This is a genomic window from Pseudomonas lijiangensis (genome assembly GCF_018968705.1).
Lineage (GTDB): Bacteria > Pseudomonadota > Gammaproteobacteria > Pseudomonadales > Pseudomonadaceae > Aquipseudomonas > Aquipseudomonas lijiangensis.
In genome coordinates this window covers 4,448,518-4,474,512 of sequence record NZ_CP076668.1, presented here as the reverse complement: position 1 = coordinate 4,474,512, position 25,995 = coordinate 4,448,518, and the positions used below count along the sequence as shown (strand labels likewise).

The window sequence follows — 25,995 nt, the reverse complement described above, 5'->3', positions numbered from 1 at the left end:
TCCTGTCTAGTGAGCCGGGCCGAGGAAGGCCAGCCAGCGACGTTCGGCAAGACGGAACAGTCCGACCAGAATGAAGGTGACGGTCAGGTACATGATTGCCGCGATCCCGAAGGACTGGAAGGTCATGAAAGTTGCCGAGTTGGCATCGCGTGCGACCTTGAGAATGTCCGGCACCGTGGCCGTGAAAGCGACGGTGGTCGAGTGCAGCATCAGGATCACTTCGTTGCTGTAGTAAGGCAGCGAGCGCCGCAGCGCCGAGGGCATGATCACATAGGCATAGAGCTTCCAGCCGCTCAGGCCATAGGCCTTGGCGGCTTCGACTTCACCATGAGCCATGGTGCGTATGGCTCCGGCAAAAATTTCGGTGGTGTAGGCGCAGGTATTGAGGGTGAACGCCAGGATCGTACAGTTCATCGCATCGCGGAAGAACGAATCCAGCAGTGGCTGCTCACGTACCGCCGCGATGCTGTAGATACCGGTGTAGCAGATCAGCAACTGGATATAGAGCGGCGTACCGCGAAACAGGTAGGTGTAGAACTGCACCGGCCAGCGTACCCAGCGCTTGTTCGAGACGCGGGCGATGGACAGCGGAATGGACAGGCAGAAGCCGATGGCAATGGAGGCGCTGAGCAGCCACATGGTCATCGCCAGACCGGTAATGTTGACGCCGTCCGTATAAAGGAAGGCTTTCCAGTATTCCTGAAGCAATTCGATCATCGTCTGGCCTCCCGGCTGCCGGCGGCGTAATGCCGTTCGGCCCAACGCAAGGCAAGGTTCGAGGCGCTGGTGATCACCAGATAGATCAAGGCCGCCAGCACCAGGAAGTAGAACAGTTGATAGGTACTTTTACCGGCGTCCTGGGAAGCCTTCACCAGATCGGCCAGACCGATGATCGACACCAGCGCAGTGGCCTTGAGCAGCACCTGCCAGTTATTGCCGATGCCCGGCAGTGCGTAGCGCATCATCTGCGGGAACACGACATAACGAAAACGCTGGCCGCGCTTGAGGCCGTAGGCGATGGCGGCTTCGACCTGACCGCGTGGCACCGAAAGAATGGCGCCGCGGAAGGTTTCCGTGAAATAGGCACCATAGATGAAGCCGAGGGTGATGACCCCAGCACCGAAAGGATTGATTTCGATGTATTCCCATTCCATGGCGTCGGTGAAGCTGGTGAGCCAGGTTTGCAGGCTGTAGAAAATCAGCAGCATCAGCACCAGGTCCGGCACGCCGCGGATCAGGGTGGTGTAGATCTGTGCCGGCACGCGCAGCAGCGCCGAGCTGGACAGCTTGGCACTGGCGCCGATCAACCCGAGCACAATGCTCAGAAACAGCGACAGTACCGATAATTTGATGGTCATCCAGGTACCCTGAAGCAGCAGCGGGCCGAAGCCTTTCAAGCTGAATGCCGAGAGTCCCAGGTTTTGCATTAATGCATCGAGCATGGATCAAGCCTTGAGCGGGCAACAAACAAAAACGCCCATCGAGGGCGGCGGATCATCGCCGAAATCGATGGGCGTTGGGGGTGTTATTTACCGCTGTACAGATTCAGGTCGCCAAAGTGTTTCTTCTGGATTTCGGCGTAGGTGCCGTCATCGTGTAACGCTTTGATACCTTTATCCAGGAGAGCCTTGAGCTCTTTGTTACCTTTTGCGATACCGATGGCGGTCTTGGCAGGCAGCAGAGGGCTGTCTACTGGCTCGCTGACTTCATAACCGGCGCCTGCCGGAGATTTCAGGAAGCCCAGTTCGGCTTGCAGCATGTCCTGGATGGAAGCATCCAGACGACCGGAAGTCAGGTCAGCGTAAACCTGATCCTGGTTGGCGTAGGCCTTGGTGTTGACGCCTGCCTTGTCCAGAACGGCTTTGGCGTAGGCTTCCTGGATGGTGCCTTGCTCGTAGCCGACGGTTTTGCCTTTCAGGCTGGCCGGGTCAGCGGTGAAGCCTGCACCCTTTTTGAACACCAGCGACGTCGGGCCGGAGAACAGCTCGTTGGAGAAGTCGATGACTTTCTCACGGGCCGGGGTAACGGTCATCGAAGATATGACGCCGTCGAATTTCTTGGCCTTGAGGCCCGGAATCATGCCGTCGAAATCGCTTTCGACCCATTTGCAGGTCACGTTCAGTTCTTTACAGATCGCATTGCCCAGGTCGATATCGAAGCCTTGCAGGCTGCCGTCAGCGGCTTTCGATTCGAAAGGAGCGTAGGAAGGATCGACGCCAAAACGCAGCTCCTTGTATTCCTTGGCCATGGAACTACCAGCGGCCAGGCACAGAGCCAGTGCGGAAAGGGTCAGCCATGCTTTTTTCATTATTCAGTCCTTAACCAGATTGAGCGTAGAGAACACGCCAGGCTTGCTACCGGCGGATGCCAGACGGGCAAGAAGTAGCAATTTCCGAACCAAAGAGACGAACGTGCGTTTTAAATGTAAGCAGTTGTCGCAATGCTGCATTAGCTTGCCATCATCGGTGTTTCTGCCTGCGCACGCAGAAGCCGCAGGATTGGACGTGTTGTGTAAGGTCGGGACAACAGGGACGATTGTTGCTCAAGAGGGCTGTCCAAAATGGGGCGCCACATGCATGTCGCTCCATTTTGGTGCCTTGTGAGGGTTACTTGCCGGGCGTCAGGGTCAGGCGCTGTTTGCCATAGCCTTTTTCATAGTTGGACTGTTGCAGCGGAATCGTCTGGTACTGCGCCTTGATCCACGGCTCGATGCTGTTGGCATAGTGCGGGCTGGCCGGGTTGTCCGACTGGCCGGTGCTGATCAGTCCCATCATCGGCTCTGCCTGACTGAAGTCCACGATCATGCGCAAGGCAGGCACCGCGTGAGCATCCAGGCTCTTGCCCCACTCATAGCCCGAAACATTGATGGTGCTGTGATCGCCACCTGCCGCACTGGCGCTGCGATTGAAGTGGTTGCCGCCCAACGCCTTGGCCAGAGGGCTGGTATGTGCCGTCCAGTTCTCGCGATGCAGCTTGCCCCATTGCCAGGCCTTGTGGTCCGTGCCCAGCAGGCTGTCGCCAGCGGTGATGGCGGCTGCCAGACTGCGGGCCAGAATGGCCGGCTTGTCTTCTTTTTGCGGGGTCTTGAGGTCGTCCCAGAAAGGGCTGTCTTCACGGCCCAGCAAATGATCGGCCTGTGGCGAGTAGGACGAGCTGGCGTTGGCGCTCAGGGCTTGCCAGGCCAGGCTGCTTTCCGGACCCAGCTCATCGAGGAAGGTCAGCTTGGCGCTTTCCAGCAGAAACAGCTCATACAGTGCTGCATCGGCGGAGTTCGGGGTGAGCTTGCCGTCGAAGGCCATCAGCCGGCTGTAGGCTTCCCGAGCCTTGGCCCGCTCGGCTTCTGGCAGGGCGTCGATGGCCTGCTTGAGCGGTTTGGTCATGCCCGGCGCTTCAAACATGTTCTTGAGCTTGGCGGCAAAAGTCGTGGTCTGGTCGTACTGCATGGCGATGGTGCTGCGGGTGTCCTGCTTGCCGCTGTTGGCAAGCTCCGCAATGCGCTCGGCCCGCTCCGGGTAACCCCAGGAATTGGACAGTTGCATGCCGTAGCCTTTGGGCACGGTGCGCTGATTGGCGGTCGCTATCCAGCCCTGACGCGGGTCCTGATCGTAAGGGTGCAGCATCGAGTCGGCAAAACCGTCCCAGTCGAACTTGCCGTCCCAGCCCGGAGAAGGCAGCAGGCCCTGGCCTTCACGACGGTTCGGGTAGCGGCCGGTGACTTGCCAGCCGATATTCGAGGCATCGGCGAACACCATGTTCAGCGTGATCGCACGAATCTCGCGGGTGGTGTCGAAGGCTTTCTCTACGTTGGGCGCACGGGACAGGTCGAAAAAGGCATCGAGGCTCTTGTCGTCCTTGAAGTCCGGGGTTTGCAAGGCCAGGCCCAGGCCGTTGCCCAGCGGGGTGGCGCTGGCGTTGAGCAGAACACCGTGGCGCGTGGCATACACGGCTTCACGTATCGGACGGCCGCCTTTGGCCAGGAAAGTTTCTTCGTAGGCGATAGCGGGCTGCCATTTGCCGTCAGCCATATAGAACAGGCGATTGTTTTCGCGCTTGAGCTTTTCCAGGAACAGGTCCTGATTGTCGCCCTTGACGTTGCTCAGGCTCCAGGCCAGCTTGCCGTTGAAGCCGCTCAACACCAGCGGCAGGCCGGCAATCGAGGCGCCCGACGCCTGATACTTCGGTGCGCGCAACTGCACGAAACTCCAGGCCGAGGTGATCCCGGCAGGCAGTTGCATCTCGCTGGCCAGCAGGCTTTTACCATTACGGCTGCGCTGCGGCGCGATGGCCCAGTTGCTGGCGGCGGCTGCGCCCAGCATGTTCAGATCGGAGAGCTGCAATGCGACCCTGGTCAGGTCGTTCAACTCAGGCACCTGATTGTTCAGGCTCAGGCCTTTGAGCTTGTCGGCTTCGGAGAAGGGCAGGGCTTCGTCGGGATAGGTCGGCAGCAGCCAGGCCAGTTTGTCGTTGCCGACTTTCTGTGCCAGCACCAGCGCCGAGAGTTCTTCCTGCAGGTTCACCGACAGATTGAAGCTCAGCAGGCTGAAGATCAGCGCCGAGTCTTCGGGCTGCCAGTATTCCGGGCGATAGCCGGAGCTGGCCAGGTCCTCTGGCAACTTGTCGCGATAGCGGAACAGGTAGGCGTTGACGCCCCGTGCATAGACCTCGAAGAAGCGTTTCAGGCGTGGCGATGAAGCGTTGTAAAGCTCGCTGGCGCGTTGCTTGAGCCTGGCCGAGCGCATCAGGCGGTCGACTTCCAGAGCGTCGGCACCGGCCATTTCCGCCAGACGCCCTTGCGCCAGCAGGCGCATGCCGACCATTTGCGTGATGCGGTCAGCGGCATGCACATAGCCCAGGGTGAACAGCGCGTCGTGGTACGTGCTGCTTTCTATCAGGGGCATGCCCAGATTGTTGCGGCGTACCGATACGTTCTGCGCCAACCCCTTGACCGGGAATACTCCGGAGGCGGGCAGCAATGTCTCGTTGTCACCACCGCCCAACTGGCAGCCCGCAAGGCTCAGGAAACTCGCCGCAATGGCGGCTGCACTGAATCGGCTCAGGAAAAATGAAGGGGCTGGCGAGGCCATGGCGAAACTCCCGCGGGGGTGGCGTATGTAAAGGTCGCTACGTTAGAGAGCAGACAGGCGCCACGCAAGACGGGAAGGGGAGTTTATTTCAGGATTTTACAAGGGGTGGGGTTGTTCGCGGATAAATCCGCTCCTCAGACTTGGTGTGGTGCGAATTTATTCGCGAACAAGAAAACCATCAAGCCTTGGGAGGATTGATCTGCTCAACCAGCGCATAAGCCCTTTGGGTCGCTTCACGTCCGGCAATGGTCTTGAACCAGCGCGCAAGGTTCGGGAAGTCGTCCAGATTCTGCTGTTGGAAGGTGTGCGGCACGATCCACGGATAGATCGCCATGTCCGCAATGCTGTACTCGTTGCCCGCCACAAAATCGCGGTCGGCCAGGCGCTTGTTCAGCACGCCGTACAAGCGGGCGGTTTCATCCACATAGCGTTTGATCGCATAAGGAATCTTTTCCTTGGCGAAGCGGTTGAAGTGGTGATTCTGGCCAGCCATTGGCCCCAGGCCGCCCATCTGCCAGAACAGCCATTGCAGCGTTTCCTGGCGGCCACGGAAATCCTGCGGGATGAATTGGCCGGTCTTGTCCGCCAGATACAACAGGATCGCGCCGGACTCGAACAGGCTCAAAGGCTCGCCGCCATCGGTGGGCTCGTGATCGACGATGGCCGGAATGCGATTGTTGGGGGCTATTTTCAGGAAGTCGGGCTGGAACTGCTCGTCCTTGCCAATGTTGACCGGGAAGATCTTGTAAGGCAGGCCTGTTTCCTCAAGAAACAGTGTGATCTTGTGACCATTGGGAGTGGTCCAGTAATGAAGGTCGATCATTGAAGGCTCCATGTGCTTGATCAAGACCGACTGTTTTACTCTCCCTTCAAGGCCTCATACAAATGAAAACGGCCTGCAAGGCAGGCCGTTGGCAAAATGCTCAGGGCTTCACGCGCCGTGGCATTTCTTGAATTTCTTGTCGCTGCCGCATGGGCAAGGATCGTTGCGACCAACGTCCTTCAGGGCATTGCGCACCGGCTCCTGGTGAGCGTGGCCGCAGTTCGGGCCGTGGACATGGCCATGCTGGTGATCGTGATGGTCATGATCGTGGTTGCAATCAGGGCCATGGACATGGGCTTGCTGGTTCATCGGGGGTACTCCGTAATCGAATCGGCGCGCATTATCTCGCAAATGCGCGTGTAGCAATACCTTTAGGCTCTGTACGAAATGTTTTCGAGCGAAGGTGAGGCAAGGCAAAAACAGGCGAGGAAGCGGAGTTTACTGGTGTAAATGAGCATTCCGAGCCTGTTTTTAACGCAGCATCATCGAGCGCAGATACATTTCGTACAAAGCCTAGCGATTCTTGAGCAGCAGTTCCCTGGGCTTTACCGTCTCGCTGCGCTCGATCGTGGTGCTGTGGCGCAGGAAGATTCCTGTCTTGAGCCTGCCTTCAAGCCGGTAACGAACCTCTTCGTCGGGATCTTTCATCAGTTCGGCGATGTACTTCACGTGTCGCCAGAGGTTGGTCCTGACCGGCACCACGAATGTCTTGCGGCTGTTGGCGGGGACGAAAAACCAGTCATTGGACCTGTCGTCTGCCAGCAACACATCGTTGAGCATGACCTTGTAGCGAAAGCTGCGGACCAGGATGCGTGAGTCGTTGGGGTTCTCTACGACAAAGTGCAGGTTGAAATCCTGCTGCGTCAGCCTTGCCTTGACGACCTGGACTCTGAGCAGATGGACGTCGGGGTCCTGAAAGGAGGTGAGGCTGCTCCATGTCGAGCAACCGCTCAGCCCCAGTAGCAGCAGCGCAAGGCTTATCGTTCTTGTAATAGTTGCCCGGATGAACATGGTGGTGCTCCGTATGTACGCTGAGTTTAGCAACTGGCTAACTTGTTGGGGCTGCCGAGGCTGCGCCATACTCCTGTCACAAGCAGTATGAGTGCCAGTGCATGAACTTCTATGAAATTGTCTTTTGCGGCCAGTTGGTTCCCGGTGCCCAGCCTGAAAGGGTACAGGCTAATCTGGGCAAACTGTTTCAGGCCGATGAGCAGCGTCTGGCGCTGCTGTTTTCCGGGCGTCGGCTAGTGTTGAAAAGCAACCTCGATGCCGAGGCCGCCGAGAAATACCGCTCGACGCTGGAGCGTGCGGGTGCGCTGGTCGAAGTGCTGGACATGAACCTGCCGGTCGAAGAGGTGGAGCTTGCACCGCCGCCTGTCGAGTCGGGCAACGGGCGTTTGCAGGTCAAGCCTCGGGATCTGTACATGGCGGCTTTCGTGGACGTCGATGCTCCGGATTTGTCGATGGCCGAAGTCGGCAGTGACATGCAGGACCCCAGGCCTGAACAGTCGGCACCGGCGCTGGACCTTTCCGCCTTGAGCCTGGCTCCGGCCGGCAGCGATATGGGGCAGGCAAAACCGACCGTTAAAGCGCTCAATCCCGATATTTCACATCTGAAGCTTGTGCCCTGAAAAAGTAGGTTGCCTCTTCGCGAATGAATTCGCTCCTACAGCCGTGGGAGCGAATTCATTCGCGAAAGACATAACACGCGGACTCACCCCACATAACTCGCACAGCACTTCTTGAATTTCTGTTCACTTCCGCAAGGGCAGGCGTCATTGCGGCCGGCCTTGAGCGGGGCGGTGGGGTCGATGAAATACCAGCGGCCCTGATGCTGCACAAATGAAGAGCGCTCGCGGTGACTGTGCTCGCCGCTGCCGTCATGCCAGCGAGCCGTGAAGGTGACGAAAGCGTGCTCGGGCTTGCCGCCAAACACTTCCGAACTTTCCACCTCGAGGCCCAGCCAGGTGCTTTGCGCACTCCATTGAGCGATGGATTGACGATCCAGCCCGCTTCTTTGTGCGGGGAGCGTGGTGTCGACCAGATAATCGATCAGGCCCAGCACATAAGCGCTATAGCGCGAGCGCATCAGCTTCTCGGCGCAAGGTGCAGGTTGTCCCGCATGAAAATGACCGCAGCAGGCCAACAACAGATCCCCGCTGCCGCAGGGACAAATAGCGCTAATCATGAATCACCACCAGTATTTGCCGAAGTTTTCCGGGTTGGCCCAGAATTTCGAGTTCAGCCAGTCGGGGACCTGCTTGTATTCGCGCAAGTCATAGGTGAACAGGGTCAGGACCTGCTCGTCACGCACGAAACGTTCGCTCGATTGCAGGGCCAGTGAAAAGAAGTCGGTTTCCTGCCAGTCACAGGCCTGCAGGTCGGCCAGTACCGCGATGCGGCTGGCATTGAGGTTGCGGATGCCGCCCAGCAACTCAAGGCCGGTGCGCTTGGGAATGTGTTCCAGGCAATCGACCACCAGGGCCAGGTCAAAACGTTGTGCAGCCAGTTCCGCCGGCAGGTTGCCGGGAGCCGCTTGTGCCACCTCGGTCTTGGGGTGTGCTTCGCGGAAGGCGTGCAGCGCAGGAAACTCCTGCGCTCCGACCAGCAGCAGGCGCTCGGGAGCGTAACGGTCGAGCAGGGCGGCCAGGGCTTGCTGCGGGGTACGGGTGGAATAGCCGACGGTCATCGAAAGTCCTCTGGTTGACCTGCAAGACTAGCCTGCCGGGCGGACTCTGGAAAGCGATCACGGCCCCGGCTTTTGAGCAATACGCCGGTCGGTAACCAAACCCTTTGTTTGTTGCATAGATCAGAAAGTTGCTTGCAGACGTTTATTGGGGGGATTAGGATGCTGATGAAAATTGGATCCAATGGAATGTTGTGCATGGAAGCAGAAAATCGAAAACATGGCCCCTGAGCACTTCTGTGCGGCACTACCTGCAATAGTCTTCGCTTCTTGTGCACTAATAGTGTGCAAATAACGTTGGACTGAACACACGCAGGTTCAGTGCGTCGGACGCTGAAATCGTGAATTCATTTAGATGACCGCTGCTTCAGCGATGTCGTCATGCTTTCTTCTGTCCGAAGAGTAAATAAGTTCAGGGTGATCCCTGGGTTGTTTATTGGGTGTGCCCAAGAAATTTTGATCGCAGGTAATAAAAAGTTAATGCGGTTCAGGTCTTGAATTTGAAATCGACTGCGCTAATACTGCCGCTCCCTCGGAAGGGGTTTATTAAGTGATGGCTTTATAATAGTAGTCTTGTCCGCTCTTTTGTCGAATGAGTCACAGGCTATTTTTTTTCAGTCATTCTTGATAGAGGTTATTTCTTACGCTGTAGCAGCACGTGATAGGGATCAGCATCTCGCTGAAATAATAAAGTCATTGTTGTCTGATGACCATAATGGAGAGGTATAACCGATGATTTCCACTGATGTGATATTGAAAAAGCTTGAGTCCACCGTTGATGCCTGCCTGGATGCAGAATTCAAGAAAGACAACATCATGGGCGAGTTTCACCAAGGTGACTGGTTCAATGAGCATTACTACAAGCGCCACATCCTGGAGTGCGTGATCCGCATTCACATGAACAACGAACTGGACGCACGGGCTGTTCAGGTGGCCGCCGTCGATAATATCTCGGCTGCCAAACAACTCTCCTACTACCTGTACGATGAGTTTGGTCATGATGAAATGTTCGGTCAGGATCTCACCACCTACGGTTATTCCAAATCCGATGTCCAGGCCGAGTTCGCCTTTCCGGAAACCTGGAAACTGATGGGCTACCTGAACCTGTGCGTCAGCAAGTTCGGCCCGCTGCCGGCGATCACCTGGGACTGGTTCCTGGAGTACTACGGCGACAAATACAGCTCGTTCATCACCCAGAAAGCCAGCGCCAACATGGGCCAGCCAGCGGTGAGTGGCGCGGCTTCCCACGTCGCGTTCGACGAAGCGGAAGACCACAGCGGCATGATGAACAACATGCTGGCCTCGGTCATCAAGGATGAAAAGGATCTGGACAAGGCCGTTGTCCATATCAAGGCGTTCATCCCGATGGTGGGCGAATACTTCCAGGCTCTGCGTGCTTCAACGCTTTAATACACATCACTGAAGGCCGGTGTAATGGCAACGTATAGTGTCCGCGTTGGAGAGCAGACCTACACCGCCGACAGCAGGCAGCCTCTTATTGATGCAATCCCCTCTGGAACGCTCGTAAAAGGTTGCCTTAAAGGTGTGTGCAGAGTGTGTCGATGCCGATTGGTATCAGGCCGCGTTCTGGAAGACGGTGTGGAAGTTGCAATGCAAAGCGAGTTTCTGCCCTGTATAAGCAGGGCAGAAACGGATATTGATATTGTCCCCGCTATCAGCAGCTTTCATGCCGCCAGGCTCAAAAGTAAAACGTATTTGTCCGAACAGGTCATGGAAGTCGTCCTGGAGGTCAAGCGGGTTTTTTATAACGCCAAATCCGTCGTGACGTTGAAGCATCCCGATACTTCAGCGGTGCGAAATTATTCCGTCGTCATACTCGGCAAGAAAGCGTATGACAGCATCACGTTTCATGTGAAGTTGCGCCCCGGCGGACTGTTCTCAAGTCTGTTTGCAACGTTATCCGTTGGCGACCGGCTGGAATACTCCATCGTCAGTCCTTCTTTGCCTGATTATGGAGATGTCATGAGCCGCTTGAATATTGTCAGCGGTGGCAGCGGCATGGGAGCGGCGTTGAGTCGTGCGCAGGAGTTGGTGCTGAAACACAATATCGGTGAAGTTGAAGTGTATGCCGTCAATCGCACCAGTCTTTCCGTCTACCACTCAGGCTGTATTGAAAGGTTTCGCAGTTCCGTCGAATGCAAGGTCAATGTCGTCAACATTCCTTTTCCTGACTGGACCTGTGCGGATTTCGATATTGGCGAACACTTGGCAGTGGATGCGCTGACAGTGGGTGTCGGGTCGGATCTGGTAATTGGCAAGCTCAAGAACCTTCCCTTATGTGAACTCGAAAGTTTTGGATAGTCGGAGACTGAACAATGTCCATAGTTGTCATCGATCCTGTTTCATCCGGCATCAACTATCTCAATGCAGCGCAGCAACTGGGCGTTGATGTATATGTCTTTTCCGTCGACGGGGGCGAGCAGGAGCTCGATTCCGAGCAGCGCGACAAGATTCGCCAGATCATCCGGATCGATACTGGCGATTTCGAAGCACAGATGGCGGCAATCAATGAGCTGGGAACCGTCAGCGCCATCCTTCCCGGAGTGGAATATGCCGTCGCGATGGCTGCCAGCCTGGGCGCTGCGCAAAGCAAGACGCATCTGAGCGAGAACGCCGTGCAGCAGGTGCGCAACAAGTTCAACTTTCGCAGCTGCCTGACCGAAAAGGGGCTCAGCGATATCGGCTTTTTTCTGCTCAGCACCGATGATCCGGTGACGGTGCCCGCAGGTTTCAGTTTTCCGGCAGTGGTCAAGCCGGTGGACATGGCCGGGAGCATCGGCGTACGCAAGCTTTATAACCAGCAAGAGCTGGTCGAGGCCGTCAATGCCTTTCGTGAGTCGCTGCCGAACGACACAGGCTTTACTGCCAGCGGGCGCCTGATCGTCGAAGAGTACATTCCCGGCAACGAATACAGCATCGAAGGTGTGGTGCGCAGGGACGGAAGTGTCACCATCGCCTCCATCACCGAAAAGCTGCTCGGCTCGGAACCTTATTTTGTCGAGATCGGCCACATTGTCGGCCAGGGCTACGATGAAGCGTTTCGCAGCACCCTGACCGACTATGCGCTGGCGGTGCTGGATGCCATCAGCCTGAACGTCGGCCCTTTCCATCTTGAGCTGCGGGTTACGCCTGAAGGCCAGCCGGTGGCGGTCGAACTGGCGGCTCGTCTTCCGGGCGACAGCATCGTCGAACTGATCAAGCGGGCCAGCGGAATCGATCTGGCCCTCGAAACGCTCTGTGAATACCTGAGCATCGATAAACCTGTCGTACCACAGACGAGCGGTGTCAGTGCCATCGCCTTCATTCCCCGCGGCGAGAAAAGCGAATTCACCCGGCTGCACGGCCTCGGTGAGCTTATCGACAGTCCGTATTACCTCTCCCATCAGATCTACTTCAGTACCGGCGACGCGCTGGGCTCGCATCAGGACTGGACCTCTCGGGTTGGCTACGTGATGTTCGGTGGTGCGGATGAGGATGCGGTCAGAAGTCTGGTCGGACGGGTACACAACGAGGTAGCAATCGTATGAAGCATGTTCTGATCATTAACCGCTACGATGACGAGCTTTCCGATTACCGCAAATACATTGATCACGCTCAGGTCGATGTTTCCTATATTTCCCTGGCGGGGCGTGCGGGGCTGATCGATCCGAAGGTCAGTTTCAAAGTGGTTGAACTCGGCGCACTGGATGCCGACGTGATTCTGCAGGAAGCGCAGGCCATTCATCGTCTGCACGCCATCGATTTTGTCATCGCCTTCTCGGAATACGATCTGGATGCGGCTGCACTGGTGCGTACCGAGCTGAATATCAGTGGTGCGAAAATCGCTGACAACCTGCTGTGCCGGAACAAGGCCAGCATGAAAGAAGCATTGAAGGGCTCGGCGGTTCGCTATCCGCAGTACCGGAATGTGTTGTCGCGCCAGGATGTCGAGGCGTTCTGCCATGAGCACGGTTATCCGGTCATCCTCAAACCCCAGGTTGGCGCAGCTTCTGACGGTGTCGTGAAGATCGATCGTCTGACCGATATCCCCGACCTGCTGGATTTCACCGGCTATGAAGTTGAAGAGTACATAGAAGGCGATATCTATCATGTCGACGCCATTCTGGCTGGCGACAGTACGCCTTACTTCAAGGTGTCGAAATACCTGAATACCTGCCTGGATTTCCGCAACGGCCAGCCGCTGGGCTCGGTGGCCGTGGATGATTCCCGGTTCATCGAAGCGGTGCAGGCTTTTACCCGGGAAGTCTGTGTGCGGCTGAACCTCAAGGATCAGGCCATTCATCTGGAGCTCATCGAGCGTCGCGGCGAGTTGGTGTTTCTGGAGATCGGTGGCCGGGTCGGCGGTGGCGAGATTCCTTTTGTCGCCATACGCAGCGAAGGTATCGATCTGTTTGAGCTGTGGACCCGTGCCGCGCTCAAGGATCCGGTTGCGCCTGTCAAAAACCGTATCACCGGCTTTCTGATGATGCCCAACCCGTTTACCGGTGGTTTTGCCTTCGACCCGAAAATGCAGCTGTCACACCCGTTGCTGACCTACAGCAGCATCCAGCGGCAAGGCGAGTCCAGCGGGTTCAGCTACGAAGAAATCCCCGCCCGGCTGCACTTTGAAGGTAAAAGCCAGGCTGAGGTGGAGGAGGCCATCCTCTATTGCATGGACGTTCTTCAGACTTCCATCCGCGCCGGCTCACTGCAGGAAGCGGGTTGATGGGCGTTCTCCTGCAGCTTCCTTCTCTCGCACAGCCTGTGGCCATGTCGGTGTTCATGGAAGCGCAGCAGCCTTACTCGCTGCATCAGGCCGATGCCGACGTGCTGGCTCTGGCTGCATCGTTCAATGCGGCGGGTATCTCGACGGCTTTTCTGTCCGACGCGCTGTTCAATGAAGAGGGCGCGCAGGTCCCGCTGGAAGAGATGCGGCAACTGGCCGGTAATGCGCTGCGTTTTGCCGACGACGTTCCACAGGAACGCCAGCGTATTGCCCGCCAGCAATTGACACGCAGCAGCCGCCAGGAGCTGGCGCAAATCATCATCAACCAGCCGAAACTCCGGCTGCATTACGACGATGATCTGGGAAGGATCAGTCCGGACGCCACTTACGAAACCTATGAGATTCATCCGTTGTACGGGCTGCTGTTCCCCCGTGACCACTTCATGAATGTCGGCGGCCAGCCGGTTTTCGGTCGCCTGAAACGCCAGGATCGAGCCCGTGAAGTCGAAGTGGTGAAAAAGGTCGTGGCTGCCCATGGTTATTCCCTTGTGGAACTCGATCATGTGCTCGAAGGCGGTGACTATCAGGAAAACGAGCGTGTGTCGGTGATCAACACCGGCTTTCGGACCCAGGTCGAGACGCTGCACTTCTTGCTGGAATCCGGCCTGCTCAAGAGCGATGTCGTGCTGGCGGTCGAGGATGGCTGGCACAACCCCGAACAGTTCCACCTCGATCACTATGTAGCCCTGTTGCCCGGTGATTTGCTGATCGACGAGAGAAGGGCGGACGCCATCGATCGCTCACGGGTCAGCGTCTATCGCCGCACGTCTTCGGGATGGCAGCTTGCGCAGGAAAACCTGACGTTGCGTCAGGCCGCAGAGGCTGTGGATCTTGAGCCGGTATTGCTGGACGAGCCGATGATGTCGGCCTGGTGCGCCAATGCGTTCTCTCTGGGCGAGCATGTCTGGATCGATCACAACGCGCCCTCGGTTCTGCTGGATCGGTTGTCGGCGCGTGGCTATGAAATCCATCGGGTCTCTTTCGCCGAACACCAGAAGCAATTTGGCGGCATTCATTGCGCCACCCAACTCATATAACTGCTTGTATTACTTCGAGGACCCGTCATGACGGTGGGTAATAAATCTGTTCTGCCCGTTCTGGCACTGATCGTCAGCACCATCGGTGTGGCGTCGGCGATTGCATTCGTCAAACTCAGCGAGGTGGATGCTACTTCGACGCTGATGCTGCGCATGTTTATCGCAGGCGGCATGGCCTATGCATTTACCGCTTTGCCGCCCGGCAAGAGCCCGGAAGTGGAAAACCTCGCACCGGGCCGCAGCCGCAGAACCATGCTGGGGCTGTTGCTGCTGTCGGGCGTGGTGTCGTGCATTGATCTGCTGTCCAACCACTGGGCCGTGAAACTGACCAGCATGGCCAATACCTCGATCCTGATGAACCTGTCGCCGGTCTTCGTGGCGCTCCTGTCCTTCCTGTTTCTCAAGGAAAGAATCGGCACCTCTCAGGTGCTGGCGCTGGCCCTGAGTATCGCGGGAGCCTGCCTGCTGGTGTTTGATGGCAGCGCCAGCCTGACGTTCTCCAGCCAGGGCGTCACCGGCGACCTGCTGGCCCTCAATTCGGCGTTGTTCTATGCGATCTACCTGATCCTGATCAAATCCCTGCGCGACTGCTTCTCGTCCCGCAAGATCATCATCTGGAACAGCTTCACCTGTGCCTTGCTGCTGTTGCCGGTGGCCCTGCTCACCAGTCAGCAGATTCTGCCGGACACCCTTTATGGCTGGTTGGTGATTGCGCTGCTGGCCCTGATCAGCCAACTGCTGGGGCACGGGTTGATGGCCTATGCCTTGCGCCATGTGGATGTCGTGCTGGCTTCGGTTTCGGCGCTGGCTCGTCCGGTGGTCGCGATTCTGATCGGCTTCTTCTTTTTCGATGAGAAGCTGGCAGCGCTGCAATGGGTGGGCGTTGCCGCTGTGCTGCTGGGCGTCTGGTGGTACAAGCGTCCGGCACCGGTGGTTCAGCCTGTCATCGAGGGCAAGGCCGGCAGCCAGGCCTGAAACTGAACGTCCTGGCCCCGATGCAGTTGTGCCCGGTCTTTTTTCAACACACCGCTGGCATATTTGGTGTGCAGGACGTCTACTGTGCGGCAGCTAAAAAGCATCATGAGCATGGGAGCAGACGATGAAGCTGTTTTGGGGGCTGGGCAAGTTGTTGACGCTGGGGTTCTGGCTGGTGGTGATAGCCAATTCGGTCATCGAGGCCCCCAGTCCGTTCGGCACCATGATCAGCATCGCAGGTGCGCTGGTGCTGTTGGCCCATTTGCTGGAGTTGGTCCTGTTCAATGGTCGCCTGCGCGGTCGCAAGCACCCCTGGCGTGATCGAGGGAAAATCCTCATTTTCGGTATCTTTCATGTCCAGGCCATCGGTCGTCGTCCAGCGGAGTCCTCTCATGCGTAACCTTCTTCTGCTGACAGCCCTGTTCAGCCCGCTGGCTCTGGCGCAGACCATCAGTGTCGAGTCGCACTCCCTGATGCGCCTGCCGGGTAACAACAATGTCTTGCAGGTCGAGCGCCTGGAAGTGGCGGATTACGGCACCTTGCTGATTCCCTCGAATATTACCGAGGTCAAGGTGGGTGAGCTGGTGCTTGGGCATGAAGCGCGTATCGCGATCGTGCCAGGCTCGCAGACGTTCAGCCTTGTGGTGAACCATGGCGAGCTGGGTGCCGGCAGCGAGATCATGGCCCGTGGTGCGCCGGGCACTTTTGAAAAAACTGCTTTGCCGGGGCGCAATCTGATCCTGCGCCTGCAAAGCCTGAACGCCGAGCAACTGACCGTCGATGCTCGTGGCGGCGCCGGTGCGCGAGGTTATGCCGGACTTGATGGTGGCAATGGTCAGGCGCCGGGTTGCGTCTGGGGACAGGCAAGCCGCGGTTATGACGGTGACAATGGCGGCAGTGGCCGTGACGGCGCAGCCGGGGCGCAGGTTCGTCTGGAATTGCCACAAAGCTTTGCTGCCGAGCGGATCAAGGTCAATGTCGAAGGCGGAGCCCCTGGGCCGGGCGGCGAGGGTGGCAAGCCGGGCAAGGGCGGAGAATCCAAGGGCTGCATCGTTTATCGAGCCGATGGCGGCAAGCCGGGCAAACCCGGTCAAACGGGTCAGCCAGGTGCTGCTGGGCCTGCCGGAACACTGAACCTGCAACGTTTGTAACGCAACTTCGTCAGGCCCGGAGCAAGTGTGTGTCGGGCCTGGCTGATATTCCAGACAGATTTTTCCCTCTAGAACGTCGGCCTTGCCGCTGCAATCGCAACCACGGTCAGGCCCACGATCAGGTTGATGCCCACCAGACGCCTGATCCTGCCCAGTGCCGCAGCACCCTCGGCCCATTGCCCGGCCTCTACGGCGCGCTGCAACTCCGGTAGCTGTAACGACTGGATACGCAGAAACAGGGCGACCATCACCACATACAATCCCATCATGACCTGTACGTAGCGTGGGGCTGTCTCGAAACTGGTGAAGTTCAGCTGGATCATGCCGACGCCGGTGATGGGTAATACTACGATGGCGGCCCAGACCCAGACGAAAAATCGTGGAAACACCTGGAGCCACAATTTCAGGCGCAACGGGCCTTCCAGTGCCGAACCGACGGCCGGTCGCAGGACCATCCAGGCGAAAAACATCCCGCCAACCCAGACCATGGCGGCCAGAGCATGCAGTGTGTAGACAGGGGCGAAAGCGGTCATCAGGTACTCCGTTCTGCGCGGATGGATTTAGCGCGGTATGATAGCGCCCACTCAGAACCACTGAAAATTTATCCAGCCTTTTTTGCCGTGCCGCCGAACCCGAGACAATGATCAGTACCGAATTGAAATCCCAGATACAGGGCGCCTACTCGCGTTTCCTCGAAGCCAAGAGCCTCAAGCCTCGCTATGGCCAGCGTTTGATGATCGCCGAGGTCGCCAAGGTGCTGGGCGATATCGATACCGATGAAGAAGGACGACGTTCGGGCGACCCGGCTGTGGTTGCGGTGGAAGCGGGCACCGGTACCGGAAAAACCGTGGCCTATGCCATCGCTTCCATACCGGCGGCCAAGGCAGCGGGCAAGCGGCTGGTCATCGCCACGGCCACTGTCGCCCTGCAGGAGCAGATCGTCTACAAGGATCTGCCCGATCTCATGCGCAACAGCGGCCTGAACTTCAGTTTTTCCCTGGCCAAGGGGCGCGGTCGCTACATGTGCCTCTCCAAGCTCGACATGCTGTTGCAGGAAGGCGATACCGCCAATGCCACTGCGCAACTGTTCGAGGAAGAGGGCTTCAAGATCGAGGTCGACGAAGCCAGCCAGAAACTCTTCACCAGCATGCTCCAGAAGCTGGCTGGCAATAAGTGGGATGGTGATCGCGACAGCTGGCCTCAGGAACTGGCCGATCAGGACTGGGCGCGCCTGACCACCGACCACAGCCAGTGCACCAATCGTCATTGCCCGAACTTTCAGCAGTGCGCGTTCTACAAGGCCCGCGAAGGCATGGGCAAGGTGGATGTGATCGTCACCAACCACGACATGGTGCTGGCAGACCTGGCGCTGGGCGGCGGCGCGGTGCTGCCCGATCCCCGCGACACCATGTATGTGTTCGACGAGGCTCACCACCTGCCGGACAAAGCCATCGGCCACTTTGCCCACTACACCCGGCTGCGCTCCACGGCCGACTGGCTGGAGCAGACGGCCAAGAACCTGGCCAAGCTCCTGGCCCAGCACCCGCTGCCCGGCGATCTGGGCAAGCTGATCGAACAGGTGCCGGAACTGGCACGGGAGATCAAGGGGCATCAGCAGTTCATGTTCGGTGCCTGCGAACAGCTGGCCGACTTCCGCGCCGGTGAAGACATGCAGGGCCGCGAGCGTCCACGCCATCGTTTCGTGGGCGGCGTCATTCCCGAGCACATCCGCGAGATGGGCATCGAGTTGAAGAAAGGCTTTGCGCGCCTGGACGATCTGTTCACCCGGCTCACCGAACTGCTCAAGGAGGGCATGGATGGCGAGGTCAATATCGGCATCGCCAGCCATCAGGCCGAAGAATGGTACCCACTGTTCGGCAGTCTGTTGGCCCGCGCCCATGGCAACTGGGAATTGTGGACTGCCTTTACCGCCGAAGACCCGGAAGACAGCCCGCCGATGGCGCGCTGGTTGACCCTGGCGGACAGCGGCGCGTTGTTCGATATCGAGGTCAATGCCAGCCCGATCCTGGCGGCCGAAATGTTGCGGCGCAATCTCTGGAACATTGCCTATGGCGCCTTGGTCACTTCCGCGACCCTGACGGCATTGGGCAAGTTCGATCGCTATCGGATGCGTGCCGGGTTACCAAAAGGTGCGGTAACGGCGATTGTTCCCAGCCCGTTCCACCATGCCGATGCCGGCCTGCTGCGGGTGCCCGACCTCAAGGCCGACCCTCGCGATGCAGTCGCGCACACGGCAGCCATCATTCGTGAATTGCCGGATCTGGTGGAGGGCTCTCGCGGCACGCTGGTGCTGTTTTCATCCCGCAAACAGATGCAGGACGTCTTCGACGGTCTGGACCGCGACTGGCGCAAGCAGGTCTTCATTCAGGGCAACCTGTCCAAACAGGAAACCCTCAACAAGCACAAGGCGCGGGTCGATGGCGGCGATTCCAGCGTGCTGTTCGGGCTGGCCAGTTTTGCCGAAGGCGTGGACTTGCCCGGTGCCTACTGTGAGCACGTGGTCATCGCCAAGATCCCATTCGCTGTGCCGGATGATCCTGTGGAAGCCGCGCTGGCGGAGTGGATCGAAGCCCGTGGCGGCAATCCGTTCATGGAAATCGCCGTGCCCGATGCTTCGCTGCGCCTGATTCAGGCCTGTGGCCGGTTGCTGCGTACCGAAGAGGATCGCGGCACCATTACCTTGCTGGACCGGCGTGTGGTGACGCAACGCTATGGCAAGGCGATCCTCAATGCGCTGCCACCCTTCCATCGAGAGATTTCCTGAAGCATCTGCAGGATGGCGGCAGTTCACAAAGCCGCCAATCGCTGAAACAATGCACGCCTTTTCAGGCAACAGTCTTGCGGGAGCCAGCGGGTGCAGATTCAGGGCTATTTCGAGCTTAAATTTGAAGCAGTGCGTGAAGCGTTCGCTGCGCTTTTCGACGACCCTCAGGAACGTGGCGCGGCGTTGTGCATTCAGGTCGGTGGCGAAACCGTCATAGACCTCTGGGCCGGTACCGCCGACAAGGACGGTACGCAGGCCTGGCACAGCGATACCATTGCCAACCTGTTTTCCTGCACCAAGACCTTCGCAGCGGTTGCTGCCCTGCAACTGGTGGATGAAGGCAAGCTGAAACTGGACGAGCCCGTTGCCCGGCTCTGGCCCGAATTTGCGGCAGCAGGCAAGGGTTCGATCACCTTGCGCCAGTTGCTGTGCCACCAAGCCGGTTTGCCTGCCTTGCGCGAACAACTGCCCGCCACCGCCCTTTATGAATGGGACACCATGACCACGGCCCTGGCGGCCGAGCAGCCCTGGTGGACGCCAGGTCAGGGTCATGGCTATGCGGCGATCACCTATGGCTGGCTGATTGGCGAGATGCTGCGCCGCGCCGACGGGCGTGGCCCGGGTGACTCCATTGTGGCGCGGGTTGCAAAACCTCTGGGGCTCGACTTCCATGTCGGGCTGGCCGATGAAGAGTTCGACCGCGTGGCTCATATCGCCCGCAGCAAGGGCAATATGGGGGACGAAGCTGCCCAGCGCCTGTTGCAGGCGCTGATGCGCGAGCCAGACTCAATCGCCACCAAGGCCTTTACCAATCCGCCTTCGATCATGACCAGCACCAACAAGCCTGAATGGCGGCGCATGCAGCAGCCCGCGGCCAACGGCCATGGCAATGCGCGCAGCCTTGCCGGGTTCTACAGCGGTCTGCTCGATGGCAGCCTGCTCGAAGCCGAACTGCTCAATGAAATGACCCGTGAACACAGCGTCGGTGAGGACAAGACCCTGAGAACTTCCACGCGCTTTGGCCTGGGCTGCATGCTCGACCAGCCAGACGTGCCCAACGCCACTTACGGCCTGGGGCCAAAGGCCTTCGGGCATCCGGGAGCAGGCGGTTCGGTGGGCTTTGCCGACCCCGATTACGAGGTCGCTTTCGGCTTTGTCACACACACGCTGGGGCCTTACGTGCTGATGGACCCGCGTGCCCAGAAGCTGGTCAGGACGCTGCGTGAGTGTTTGCGGTAACTATCGCTCATAAGTGCTTGTTTCATACCGACTGTCAGTTAGTGAGGTATAACAGGAACCGTACGACGGTTTCTTTTTCCAACTGAGTCTTTATGCGTGTTATACGGACGTAGCCAAGTCCTGCGTCCCTTGTTATCAATACTGCTGTGGGTCATCCATGTTATCCAATAAAAGTCTCGTTCTCGCCCTGTGTATTGCCGTCACCGGCTGTGCCCAAACCCCTAAAACCGATTCTGCCGATGTTGCCGATACGGGCAGTCATTGGTGGCAGTTTGGTTTTGGCAAGGATGCTCCAGCGGATGTAGCAAAAGCTCCTGCTCCGGCGTCGGCTCCGGCTCCGGCCCCTGCTCCTCAAAAGGCGCCTGCGGTTGCCGATTCCCTCGCCAAGACTGAAAAGAGCAACCCGTGGTATTGGCCGTTCGGCAGCAGTGACGACACCAAGAAGGACGAGCCCAAGGCCGCTCCGATGCCCGACCCGAAAATCACCCAGGCCTGGCTCGACGAGTACGAACCGCGCGTGCGTGCGGCGATCAAGGACAGTCCGTTCGAGCTGGAGCGGCGTGAAGACCTGCTGGCCATCACCGCGCCGGTCGACACTTCGTTCAACCCTGACCGCCCCGCCATGTTGCTGCCCGTGACCCTGGGTCCGATCACCCGTCTGGCCAAGGCTGTCGAAGGTGATTCCAAGGCTGCCATACTGGTGCTTGGCCACGCCGACACTTCGGGTGTCGCGGCTGCCAACCAGAAAATCAGCCAGGAGCGCGCCCAATCCGTTGCTGCGATCTTCCGCCTCAGTGGTCTGGAACGTAATCGTCTGAGCCTGCGCGGCATGGGGGCCGTGATGCCACGTGCTGCCAACGACAGCGCCCAGGGCCGCTCGCTCAACCGTCGTGTCGAAATCCTGCTGACGCCTCAAGACACCATGGTTGCACTGATGAGCAAATACGCCTTGCCACCGACCGCACCGACCATGGTTGCGACTCAGGACGTCAAGCCTGTCGTCCCGCCAGCGCCTGCTCCGGCCAAGAAAGCGGCTGCGACCAAGAAGGACACAGCCAAGGCCACCACGGCCAAGAAGGCTACAGCTGCCAAGGCCACTACCGCCAAGAAAGCTGCGCCAGCCAAATCCACGACGCCAGCCAAGAAAACCACTGCAGCCAAGGACGCTCCAGCCAAAGCTGCGCCAGCCAAGGATGCAGCCAAGAAAACCGGCGATCAGGCCAGCAACTGATCGTCTGACTGACCCGTATCATTCCCGCAGGGGAGTGTACGGGTCAGACTTCGCATTATTTCGGTGAAGGAACCCGTCATGACCCAAGCCCTGGCCGATATGCGCCGTGATTATGCTCGCGATGGTTTGACCGAAGCGCAGGCACCCGATGAACCCTTCGCCCTGTTCCACAAATGGTTCGACGAAGCGGTCAAGACAGAACAGCCTCCCGTAGAAGCCAATGCCATGACCCTGGCGACGGTCGATGAAGAGGGGCGTCCGCATTGCCGGGTTCTGCTGCTCAAGGGCCTGGATGCACTGGGCTTCACCTTTTTCACCAACTATGACAGTGCCAAGGGGCAGCATCTGGCTGCACGCCCGTTTGCGGCCATGACCTTTTTCTGGCCGACGCTTGAGCGTCAGGTACGGATCGAGGGGCGCGTGGTCAAGGTCAGTGCGCAGGAATCCGATGCGTATTTTCAGGTTCGTCCACTGGGCAGCCGCCTGGGCGCCTGGGCATCACCGCAAAGTCGCGTCATAGCCGATCGTGCAGAACTTGAAGGCATGATCAAACAGACCGAACAGCGCTTTCTCGATACACAGCCTCATTGCCCGGATCATTGGGGCGGCTATCGTCTTTTGCCTGAGCGGATCGAGTTCTGGCAGGGGCGTCCAAGCCGTTTGCATGATCGTTTGAACTATCGTTTGATAGACGATCAATGGACACGGGAACGTCTGGCACCCTGAGCTTTAATTAAACGATGCAGTAATGCTGATCAATCAAGGCACAAACAAAACGTGTGGGAGGCAGCTTGCTGGCGAAAAAGGCGTGAAACTGACAGATATTTTGTGTCTGTACTGAAGTCGCCAGCAAGCTGCCTCCCACAAAGTGATTCGTTGACCTTAACTGACACGCAGCCACCATGCGTGTGAATTATTCTGTTACCAGGTCGTCATAGCGCTACACGTGACGTCGCTGTATGACACCTGAATGAACTTAAATTGCAGGAACAGGGCCGTGACAGCGTCGACAGGGCGGAGTCTAATGGCCACTGGTTCCTTTGGAGATGCCTTTATGCGCAAGTCTGCTTTTCTGGCCGCCTCGTTCACCGCGATGGCGCTGACACTGGGCGGCTGTACCTCGAATCTCACCGGTGATTCCTACTCCCGTGACGAAGCCAGGACTGTACAGACCGTTCGCCTGGGTACTGTCGAATCTCTGCGACCTGTCAAAATCGAAGGCACCAAGACACCAATCGGCGCAGGTGCCGGTGCCGTGGTCGGTGGTGTAGGCGGTAGCGCCATCGGTGGTGGGCGCGGTAGTGTCGTTGCAGCGGTGATCGGTGCCGTTGCCGGTGGTCTGCTCGGCTCCATGACCGAAGAAGGCCTGACCCGTACTCAAGGTGTTGAAATCACCGTGCGTGAAGACGACGGCAGCATGCGTGCCTATGTGCAGCAGGTTCAGGAAAACGAGATTTTCCGTGTCGGCGAGCGCGTACGCATCATGACCGTCAATGGCACGAGCCGTGTATCGCACTGATCTGTCTGATATGAAAAACCCGAGCCTTGGCTCGGGTTTTTTCTTTATGGGGTAATTAGAGCCGGTTCTTTCTGCTGCACATGAGCATGACGGCATAGCCCATCAGTGCCGAGAGAATGGAGCCGGTGAGAATGCCCATGCGGTCTTCTCCCGCGTAGTCACTGACGCCAGCCTCGAAGGCCAGCGAGCCTACGAACAGGCTCATGGTGAAACCGATCCCGCAGAGGATCGAAACGCCCAGCACCTGTCCCCAGTTGGCTTCGTTCGGCAGCTTCGCCAGACCCGTCTGGATCGCCAGCCAGGTCAGCCCGAAGACCCCCAGTGTCTTGCCGATCAACAGGCCTGCCGCAATCCCCATGGGCACCGGATGGGTAAAGCTGTCCAGCGTAATGCCAGTCAGTGAAACACCGGCATTGGCAAAGGCGAAGAGCGGCAGGATTCCATAGGCGACCCACGGGTGCAGCCCATGCTCCAGGCTCAGCAGAGGGGACGCTTTTTCGGTTTTGGTGCGCAGCGGTATGCAGAAGGCCAGGACCACGCCGGCCAGCGTCGCATGGACGCCACTTTTGAGTACACAGACCCACAGCACGAGGCCGATCAGCAAGTAAGGACCGAGCTTGGCCACGCCGAGCCGGTTCATCACGATCAGGGCCCCAGTCGATACAGCCGCGAGGATCAGCGACAGGCTCGACAGTTCGCCCGAGTAGAACAGCGCAATGACGACGATTGCACCGAGGTCGTCGATGATGGCGAGTGTCATCAGGAACAGCTTGAGCGACACCGGCACGCGCTTGCCGAGCAGTGCGAGCACGCCCAGAGCAAAGGCGATATCGGTCGCCATGGGAATTGCCCAGCCACCCAGGGCGGCAGGGTTGTCCTTGTTGAGCGCGTAATAGATGAGCGCCGGAACAACCATGCCGCCAATGGCCGCAGCGCCGGGCAATACCACTTGCGAGGGGCGGGACAGATGGCCTTCAAGCAGTTCGCGTTTCACCTCAAGCCCGATGACCAGAAAGAACAGCGCCATCAAACCATCGTTGATCCACAACAACAGAGGCTTGGCGATCTTGATTGCGCCAATCTGGGCCACTACCGGGATATTGAGGAATTCGTTGTACAACCATGACAACGGCGAGTTATTGATAATCAGTGCCAGGGCAGCAGCAGCGATCAGCAGCAGGCCGCCTGCTGCTTCAAGTTGAAAGAAACGTATGATCGTATTTCGCATCGGTGCGGTTATGCTCCATGGTTTCAAGGAAAAAGCCCGCTACCCTACCGTTTACCTGCCGGGGTTAAAACAAAAGTTATATTCGTTTTGGTTCTAAAGGTAACGGCCCTGTTGCAGTTTCTGAAGTCTAACAATTGTGTAACTTATTAAGTCTTAACTGTGCCTGTTTTGGCTGTAGGTTATTTCCTAAAATCCTGCTCTCAATAACTTTGTGTAACTTCCGGTCATTCGGAATAGAAGAGCAGTCAGTCCATGATCGATAACCGTCCCTGGTCCCGCGAAGCCATTCGTATCATCGAAGCAGACTTCCAGCGCAGCGCCGACACTCACTTGATTCCCTTGCCTCTGCCAGGGTTGCCCGGTGTGGAGCTGTACTTCAAGGACGAGTCCAGTCATCCCACCGGCAGCCTCAAGCATCGTCTGGCGCGTTCGCTGTTTCTGTATGCGCTGTGCAATGGCTGGCTCAAGGCCGGAGCACCGGTGATCGAGGCGTCCAGCGGTTCCACGGCGATTTCCGAGGCTTACTTCGCCCGCTTGCTGGGCCTGCCGTTCGTGGCGGTGATGCCGGCGAGCACTTCACGGGCGAAGATCGAGCAGATTGCTTTCTATGGGGGCAAGAGCCATCTGGTTCAGGACCCGACGCAGATCTATGCCGAGTCCGAAAGGCTGGCACGGGAAACCGGCGGGCATTTCATGGACCAGTTCACCTATGCCGAGCGGGCCACCGACTGGCGGGCGAACAACAACATCGCCGAGTCGATCTATCAGCAGTTGCGCTTTGAAAAGCACCCGGAGCCGACCTGGCTGATTTCCAGCCCCGGCACGGGCGGCACAACGGCGACGCTAGGGCGTTATGTTCGTTATCGCCAGCACGCCACGCGAGTATTGTGCGCCGACGCCGAACGTTCGGTGTTCTTCGATTATTACCGCAGCGGCGATGCCAGCCTGCGCCTGGAGTGCGGGTCGCGCATCGAAGGCATTGGCAGGCCGCGTGTCGAGGCTTCGTTCCTGCCCAATGTGATCGACGCCATGGTCAAGGTGCCGGATGCGCTGTCGCTGGCGGCCATGCATTACCTGGCCGGACGGTTGGGGCGCAAGGTCGGTGGGTCAAGCGGCACCAACCTCATTGGCGCACTGCTGGCTGCCCGGCAGATGGTCGATGCGGGAGAGGAGGGCTCGATCGTGGCGATTCTGTGCGATGGCGGGGAGCGCTATGCCAGCACCTATTACGATGAGGCCTGGCTCAAGGCTCAGGGGTATGAGCTGGGCGGACTGATCGAAGGCATTGCGGCCTGCGCCGAACAAGGCAAGGCCCTGCCCGACGGCGTGTTGCGAGCAGGCCTGTAGGAGCGATCAATTAAGACATGCCTGTCACTTGTGGGAGGGGCCTTGGCCGCGACGACTTGCTTACAGGCAACCCATTTTTCAGCGCCTGAACTGGCTGTCGCGGC

The 25,995-nt window shown here is 58.3% G+C and carries 26 protein-coding genes; 15 read left to right on the top strand and 11 right to left on the bottom strand.

The window, feature by feature from the left end:
• Positions 1–6: 6 nt before the first annotated feature.
• The 7 genes from KQP88_RS18680 to KQP88_RS18650 all read right to left on the bottom strand — a co-directional run bounded on the left by KQP88_RS18680 (position 7) and on the right by KQP88_RS18650 (position 6,918).
• Positions 7–717, bottom strand: coding sequence for an ABC transporter permease (locus tag KQP88_RS18680; RefSeq protein WP_200992743.1), 711 nt, complete (start codon positions 715–717; stop codon positions 7–9).
• On the bottom strand, positions 714–1,442 hold the full coding sequence (locus tag KQP88_RS18675; RefSeq protein WP_216703874.1) for an ABC transporter permease: 729 nt from the start codon (positions 1,440–1,442) through the stop codon (positions 714–716). Before KQP88_RS18675 ends, KQP88_RS18680 begins: the two co-directional genes overlap by 4 nt.
• A gap of 83 nt (positions 1,443–1,525) precedes the next feature.
• Positions 1,526–2,308 (bottom strand): transporter substrate-binding domain-containing protein, encoded by a 783-nt coding sequence (locus tag KQP88_RS18670; RefSeq protein WP_200992741.1) that lies wholly within the window; start codon positions 2,306–2,308, stop codon positions 1,526–1,528.
• A 298-nt stretch (positions 2,309–2,606) separates the two neighbouring features.
• Positions 2,607–5,084 (bottom strand): penicillin acylase family protein, encoded by a 2,478-nt coding sequence (locus KQP88_RS18665; RefSeq protein ID WP_216703873.1) that lies wholly within the window; start codon positions 5,082–5,084, stop codon positions 2,607–2,609.
• A 178-nt stretch (positions 5,085–5,262) separates the two neighbouring features.
• On the bottom strand, positions 5,263–5,907 hold the full coding sequence (locus tag KQP88_RS18660; RefSeq protein ID WP_216703872.1) for a glutathione binding-like protein: 645 nt from the start codon (positions 5,905–5,907) through the stop codon (positions 5,263–5,265).
• Positions 5,908–6,015: 108 nt separating this feature from the next.
• Positions 6,016–6,216 (bottom strand): SEC-C metal-binding domain-containing protein, encoded by a 201-nt coding sequence (locus KQP88_RS18655; RefSeq protein ID WP_122315559.1) that lies wholly within the window; start codon positions 6,214–6,216, stop codon positions 6,016–6,018.
• A gap of 204 nt (positions 6,217–6,420) precedes the next feature.
• Positions 6,421–6,918, bottom strand: coding sequence for an LEA type 2 family protein (locus KQP88_RS18650; protein WP_216703871.1), 498 nt, complete (start codon positions 6,916–6,918; stop codon positions 6,421–6,423).
• Between the two features lie 101 nt (positions 6,919–7,019).
• On the opposite strand from KQP88_RS18650, the gene KQP88_RS18645 reads away from it, so the two are divergent.
• Entirely contained in the window at positions 7,020–7,538 is a 519-nt protein-coding gene (locus KQP88_RS18645) for a hypothetical protein (protein ID WP_216703870.1), read from the top strand.
• A gap of 83 nt (positions 7,539–7,621) precedes the next feature.
• Here the strand turns inward: KQP88_RS18645 and KQP88_RS18640 are convergent, their stop codons facing one another.
• Positions 7,622–8,095 (bottom strand): YchJ family protein, encoded by a 474-nt coding sequence (locus KQP88_RS18640; RefSeq protein ID WP_200992736.1) that lies wholly within the window; start codon positions 8,093–8,095, stop codon positions 7,622–7,624.
• A 3-nt stretch (positions 8,096–8,098) separates the two neighbouring features.
• A complete protein-coding gene (locus KQP88_RS18635) occupies positions 8,099–8,596 on the bottom strand; it encodes a DUF6231 family protein (protein ID WP_198727468.1) in 498 nt (165 codons plus the stop codon).
• A gap of 729 nt (positions 8,597–9,325) precedes the next feature.
• Between KQP88_RS18635 and KQP88_RS18630 the strand changes: the two genes are divergently transcribed.
• The 8 genes from KQP88_RS18630 to KQP88_RS18595 all read left to right on the top strand — a co-directional run bounded on the left by KQP88_RS18630 (position 9,326) and on the right by KQP88_RS18595 (position 16,542).
• Complete coding sequence (locus KQP88_RS18630; RefSeq protein WP_117166065.1) at positions 9,326–10,003, top strand: hypothetical protein; 678 nt, start codon at positions 9,326–9,328, stop codon at positions 10,001–10,003.
• A 24-nt stretch (positions 10,004–10,027) separates the two neighbouring features.
• Entirely contained in the window at positions 10,028–10,915 is an 888-nt protein-coding gene (locus KQP88_RS18625; RefSeq protein ID WP_216703869.1) for an FAD-binding oxidoreductase, read from the top strand.
• 14 nt (positions 10,916–10,929) lie between these two features.
• On the top strand, positions 10,930–12,141 hold the full coding sequence (locus tag KQP88_RS18620; protein WP_216703868.1) for an ATP-grasp domain-containing protein: 1,212 nt from the start codon (positions 10,930–10,932) through the stop codon (positions 12,139–12,141).
• On the top strand, positions 12,138–13,319 hold the full coding sequence (locus KQP88_RS18615; protein ID WP_216703867.1) for an ATP-grasp domain-containing protein: 1,182 nt from the start codon (positions 12,138–12,140) through the stop codon (positions 13,317–13,319). Before KQP88_RS18620 ends, KQP88_RS18615 begins: the two co-directional genes overlap by 4 nt.
• Positions 13,319–14,416: an arginine deiminase family protein gene (locus tag KQP88_RS18610; RefSeq protein WP_216703866.1), complete on the top strand. Its 1,098-nt coding sequence runs from the start codon at positions 13,319–13,321 to the stop codon at positions 14,414–14,416. Before KQP88_RS18615 ends, KQP88_RS18610 begins: the two co-directional genes overlap by 1 nt.
• A gap of 27 nt (positions 14,417–14,443) precedes the next feature.
• Positions 14,444–15,391, top strand: coding sequence for a DMT family transporter (locus KQP88_RS18605; protein ID WP_216703865.1), 948 nt, complete (start codon positions 14,444–14,446; stop codon positions 15,389–15,391).
• 124 nt (positions 15,392–15,515) lie between these two features.
• The gene (locus KQP88_RS18600; protein WP_216703864.1) at positions 15,516–15,791 is read left to right on the top strand and encodes a DUF1145 domain-containing protein; all 276 of its coding nucleotides are present in this window, start codon (positions 15,516–15,518) and stop codon (positions 15,789–15,791) included.
• Entirely contained in the window at positions 15,784–16,542 is a 759-nt protein-coding gene (locus KQP88_RS18595) for a collagen-like protein (protein WP_216703863.1), read from the top strand. Before KQP88_RS18600 ends, KQP88_RS18595 begins: the two co-directional genes overlap by 8 nt.
• A gap of 68 nt (positions 16,543–16,610) precedes the next feature.
• On the opposite strand, the gene KQP88_RS18590 is transcribed toward KQP88_RS18595, so the two are convergent.
• Complete coding sequence (locus KQP88_RS18590) at positions 16,611–17,075, bottom strand: CopD family protein (protein WP_216703862.1); 465 nt, start codon at positions 17,073–17,075, stop codon at positions 16,611–16,613.
• 107 nt (positions 17,076–17,182) lie between these two features.
• Between KQP88_RS18590 and dinG the strand changes: the two genes are divergently transcribed.
• From dinG to KQP88_RS18565, 5 genes are all read left to right on the top strand, one after another.
• On the top strand, positions 17,183–19,327 hold the full coding sequence (dinG, locus tag KQP88_RS18585) for an ATP-dependent DNA helicase DinG (RefSeq protein ID WP_216703861.1): 2,145 nt from the start codon (positions 17,183–17,185) through the stop codon (positions 19,325–19,327).
• Positions 19,328–19,417: 90 nt separating this feature from the next.
• Positions 19,418–20,566, top strand: a complete 1,149-nt coding sequence (locus KQP88_RS18580; protein WP_216703860.1) for a serine hydrolase domain-containing protein — start codon at positions 19,418–19,420, stop codon at positions 20,564–20,566.
• 157 nt (positions 20,567–20,723) lie between these two features.
• On the top strand, positions 20,724–21,797 hold the full coding sequence (locus KQP88_RS18575; RefSeq protein ID WP_216703859.1) for an OmpA family protein: 1,074 nt from the start codon (positions 20,724–20,726) through the stop codon (positions 21,795–21,797).
• 78 nt (positions 21,798–21,875) lie between these two features.
• On the top strand, positions 21,876–22,523 hold the full coding sequence (gene pdxH / locus KQP88_RS18570; protein WP_200992720.1) for a pyridoxamine 5'-phosphate oxidase: 648 nt from the start codon (positions 21,876–21,878) through the stop codon (positions 22,521–22,523).
• Between the two features lie 328 nt (positions 22,524–22,851).
• Entirely contained in the window at positions 22,852–23,316 is a 465-nt protein-coding gene (locus KQP88_RS18565; RefSeq protein WP_025261454.1) for an outer membrane lipoprotein, read from the top strand.
• A 55-nt stretch (positions 23,317–23,371) separates the two neighbouring features.
• Here KQP88_RS18565 and nhaA read toward each other — a convergent pair whose 3' ends face one another.
• Positions 23,372–24,544: a Na+/H+ antiporter NhaA gene (nhaA, locus tag KQP88_RS18560; RefSeq protein WP_216703858.1), complete on the bottom strand. Its 1,173-nt coding sequence runs from the start codon at positions 24,542–24,544 to the stop codon at positions 23,372–23,374.
• Positions 24,545–24,796: 252 nt separating this feature from the next.
• Between nhaA and KQP88_RS18555 the strand changes: the two genes are divergently transcribed.
• Positions 24,797–25,891, top strand: a complete 1,095-nt coding sequence (locus KQP88_RS18555) for a PLP-dependent cysteine synthase family protein (protein ID WP_216703857.1) — start codon at positions 24,797–24,799, stop codon at positions 25,889–25,891.
• Positions 25,892–25,995: the final 104 nt, after the last annotated feature.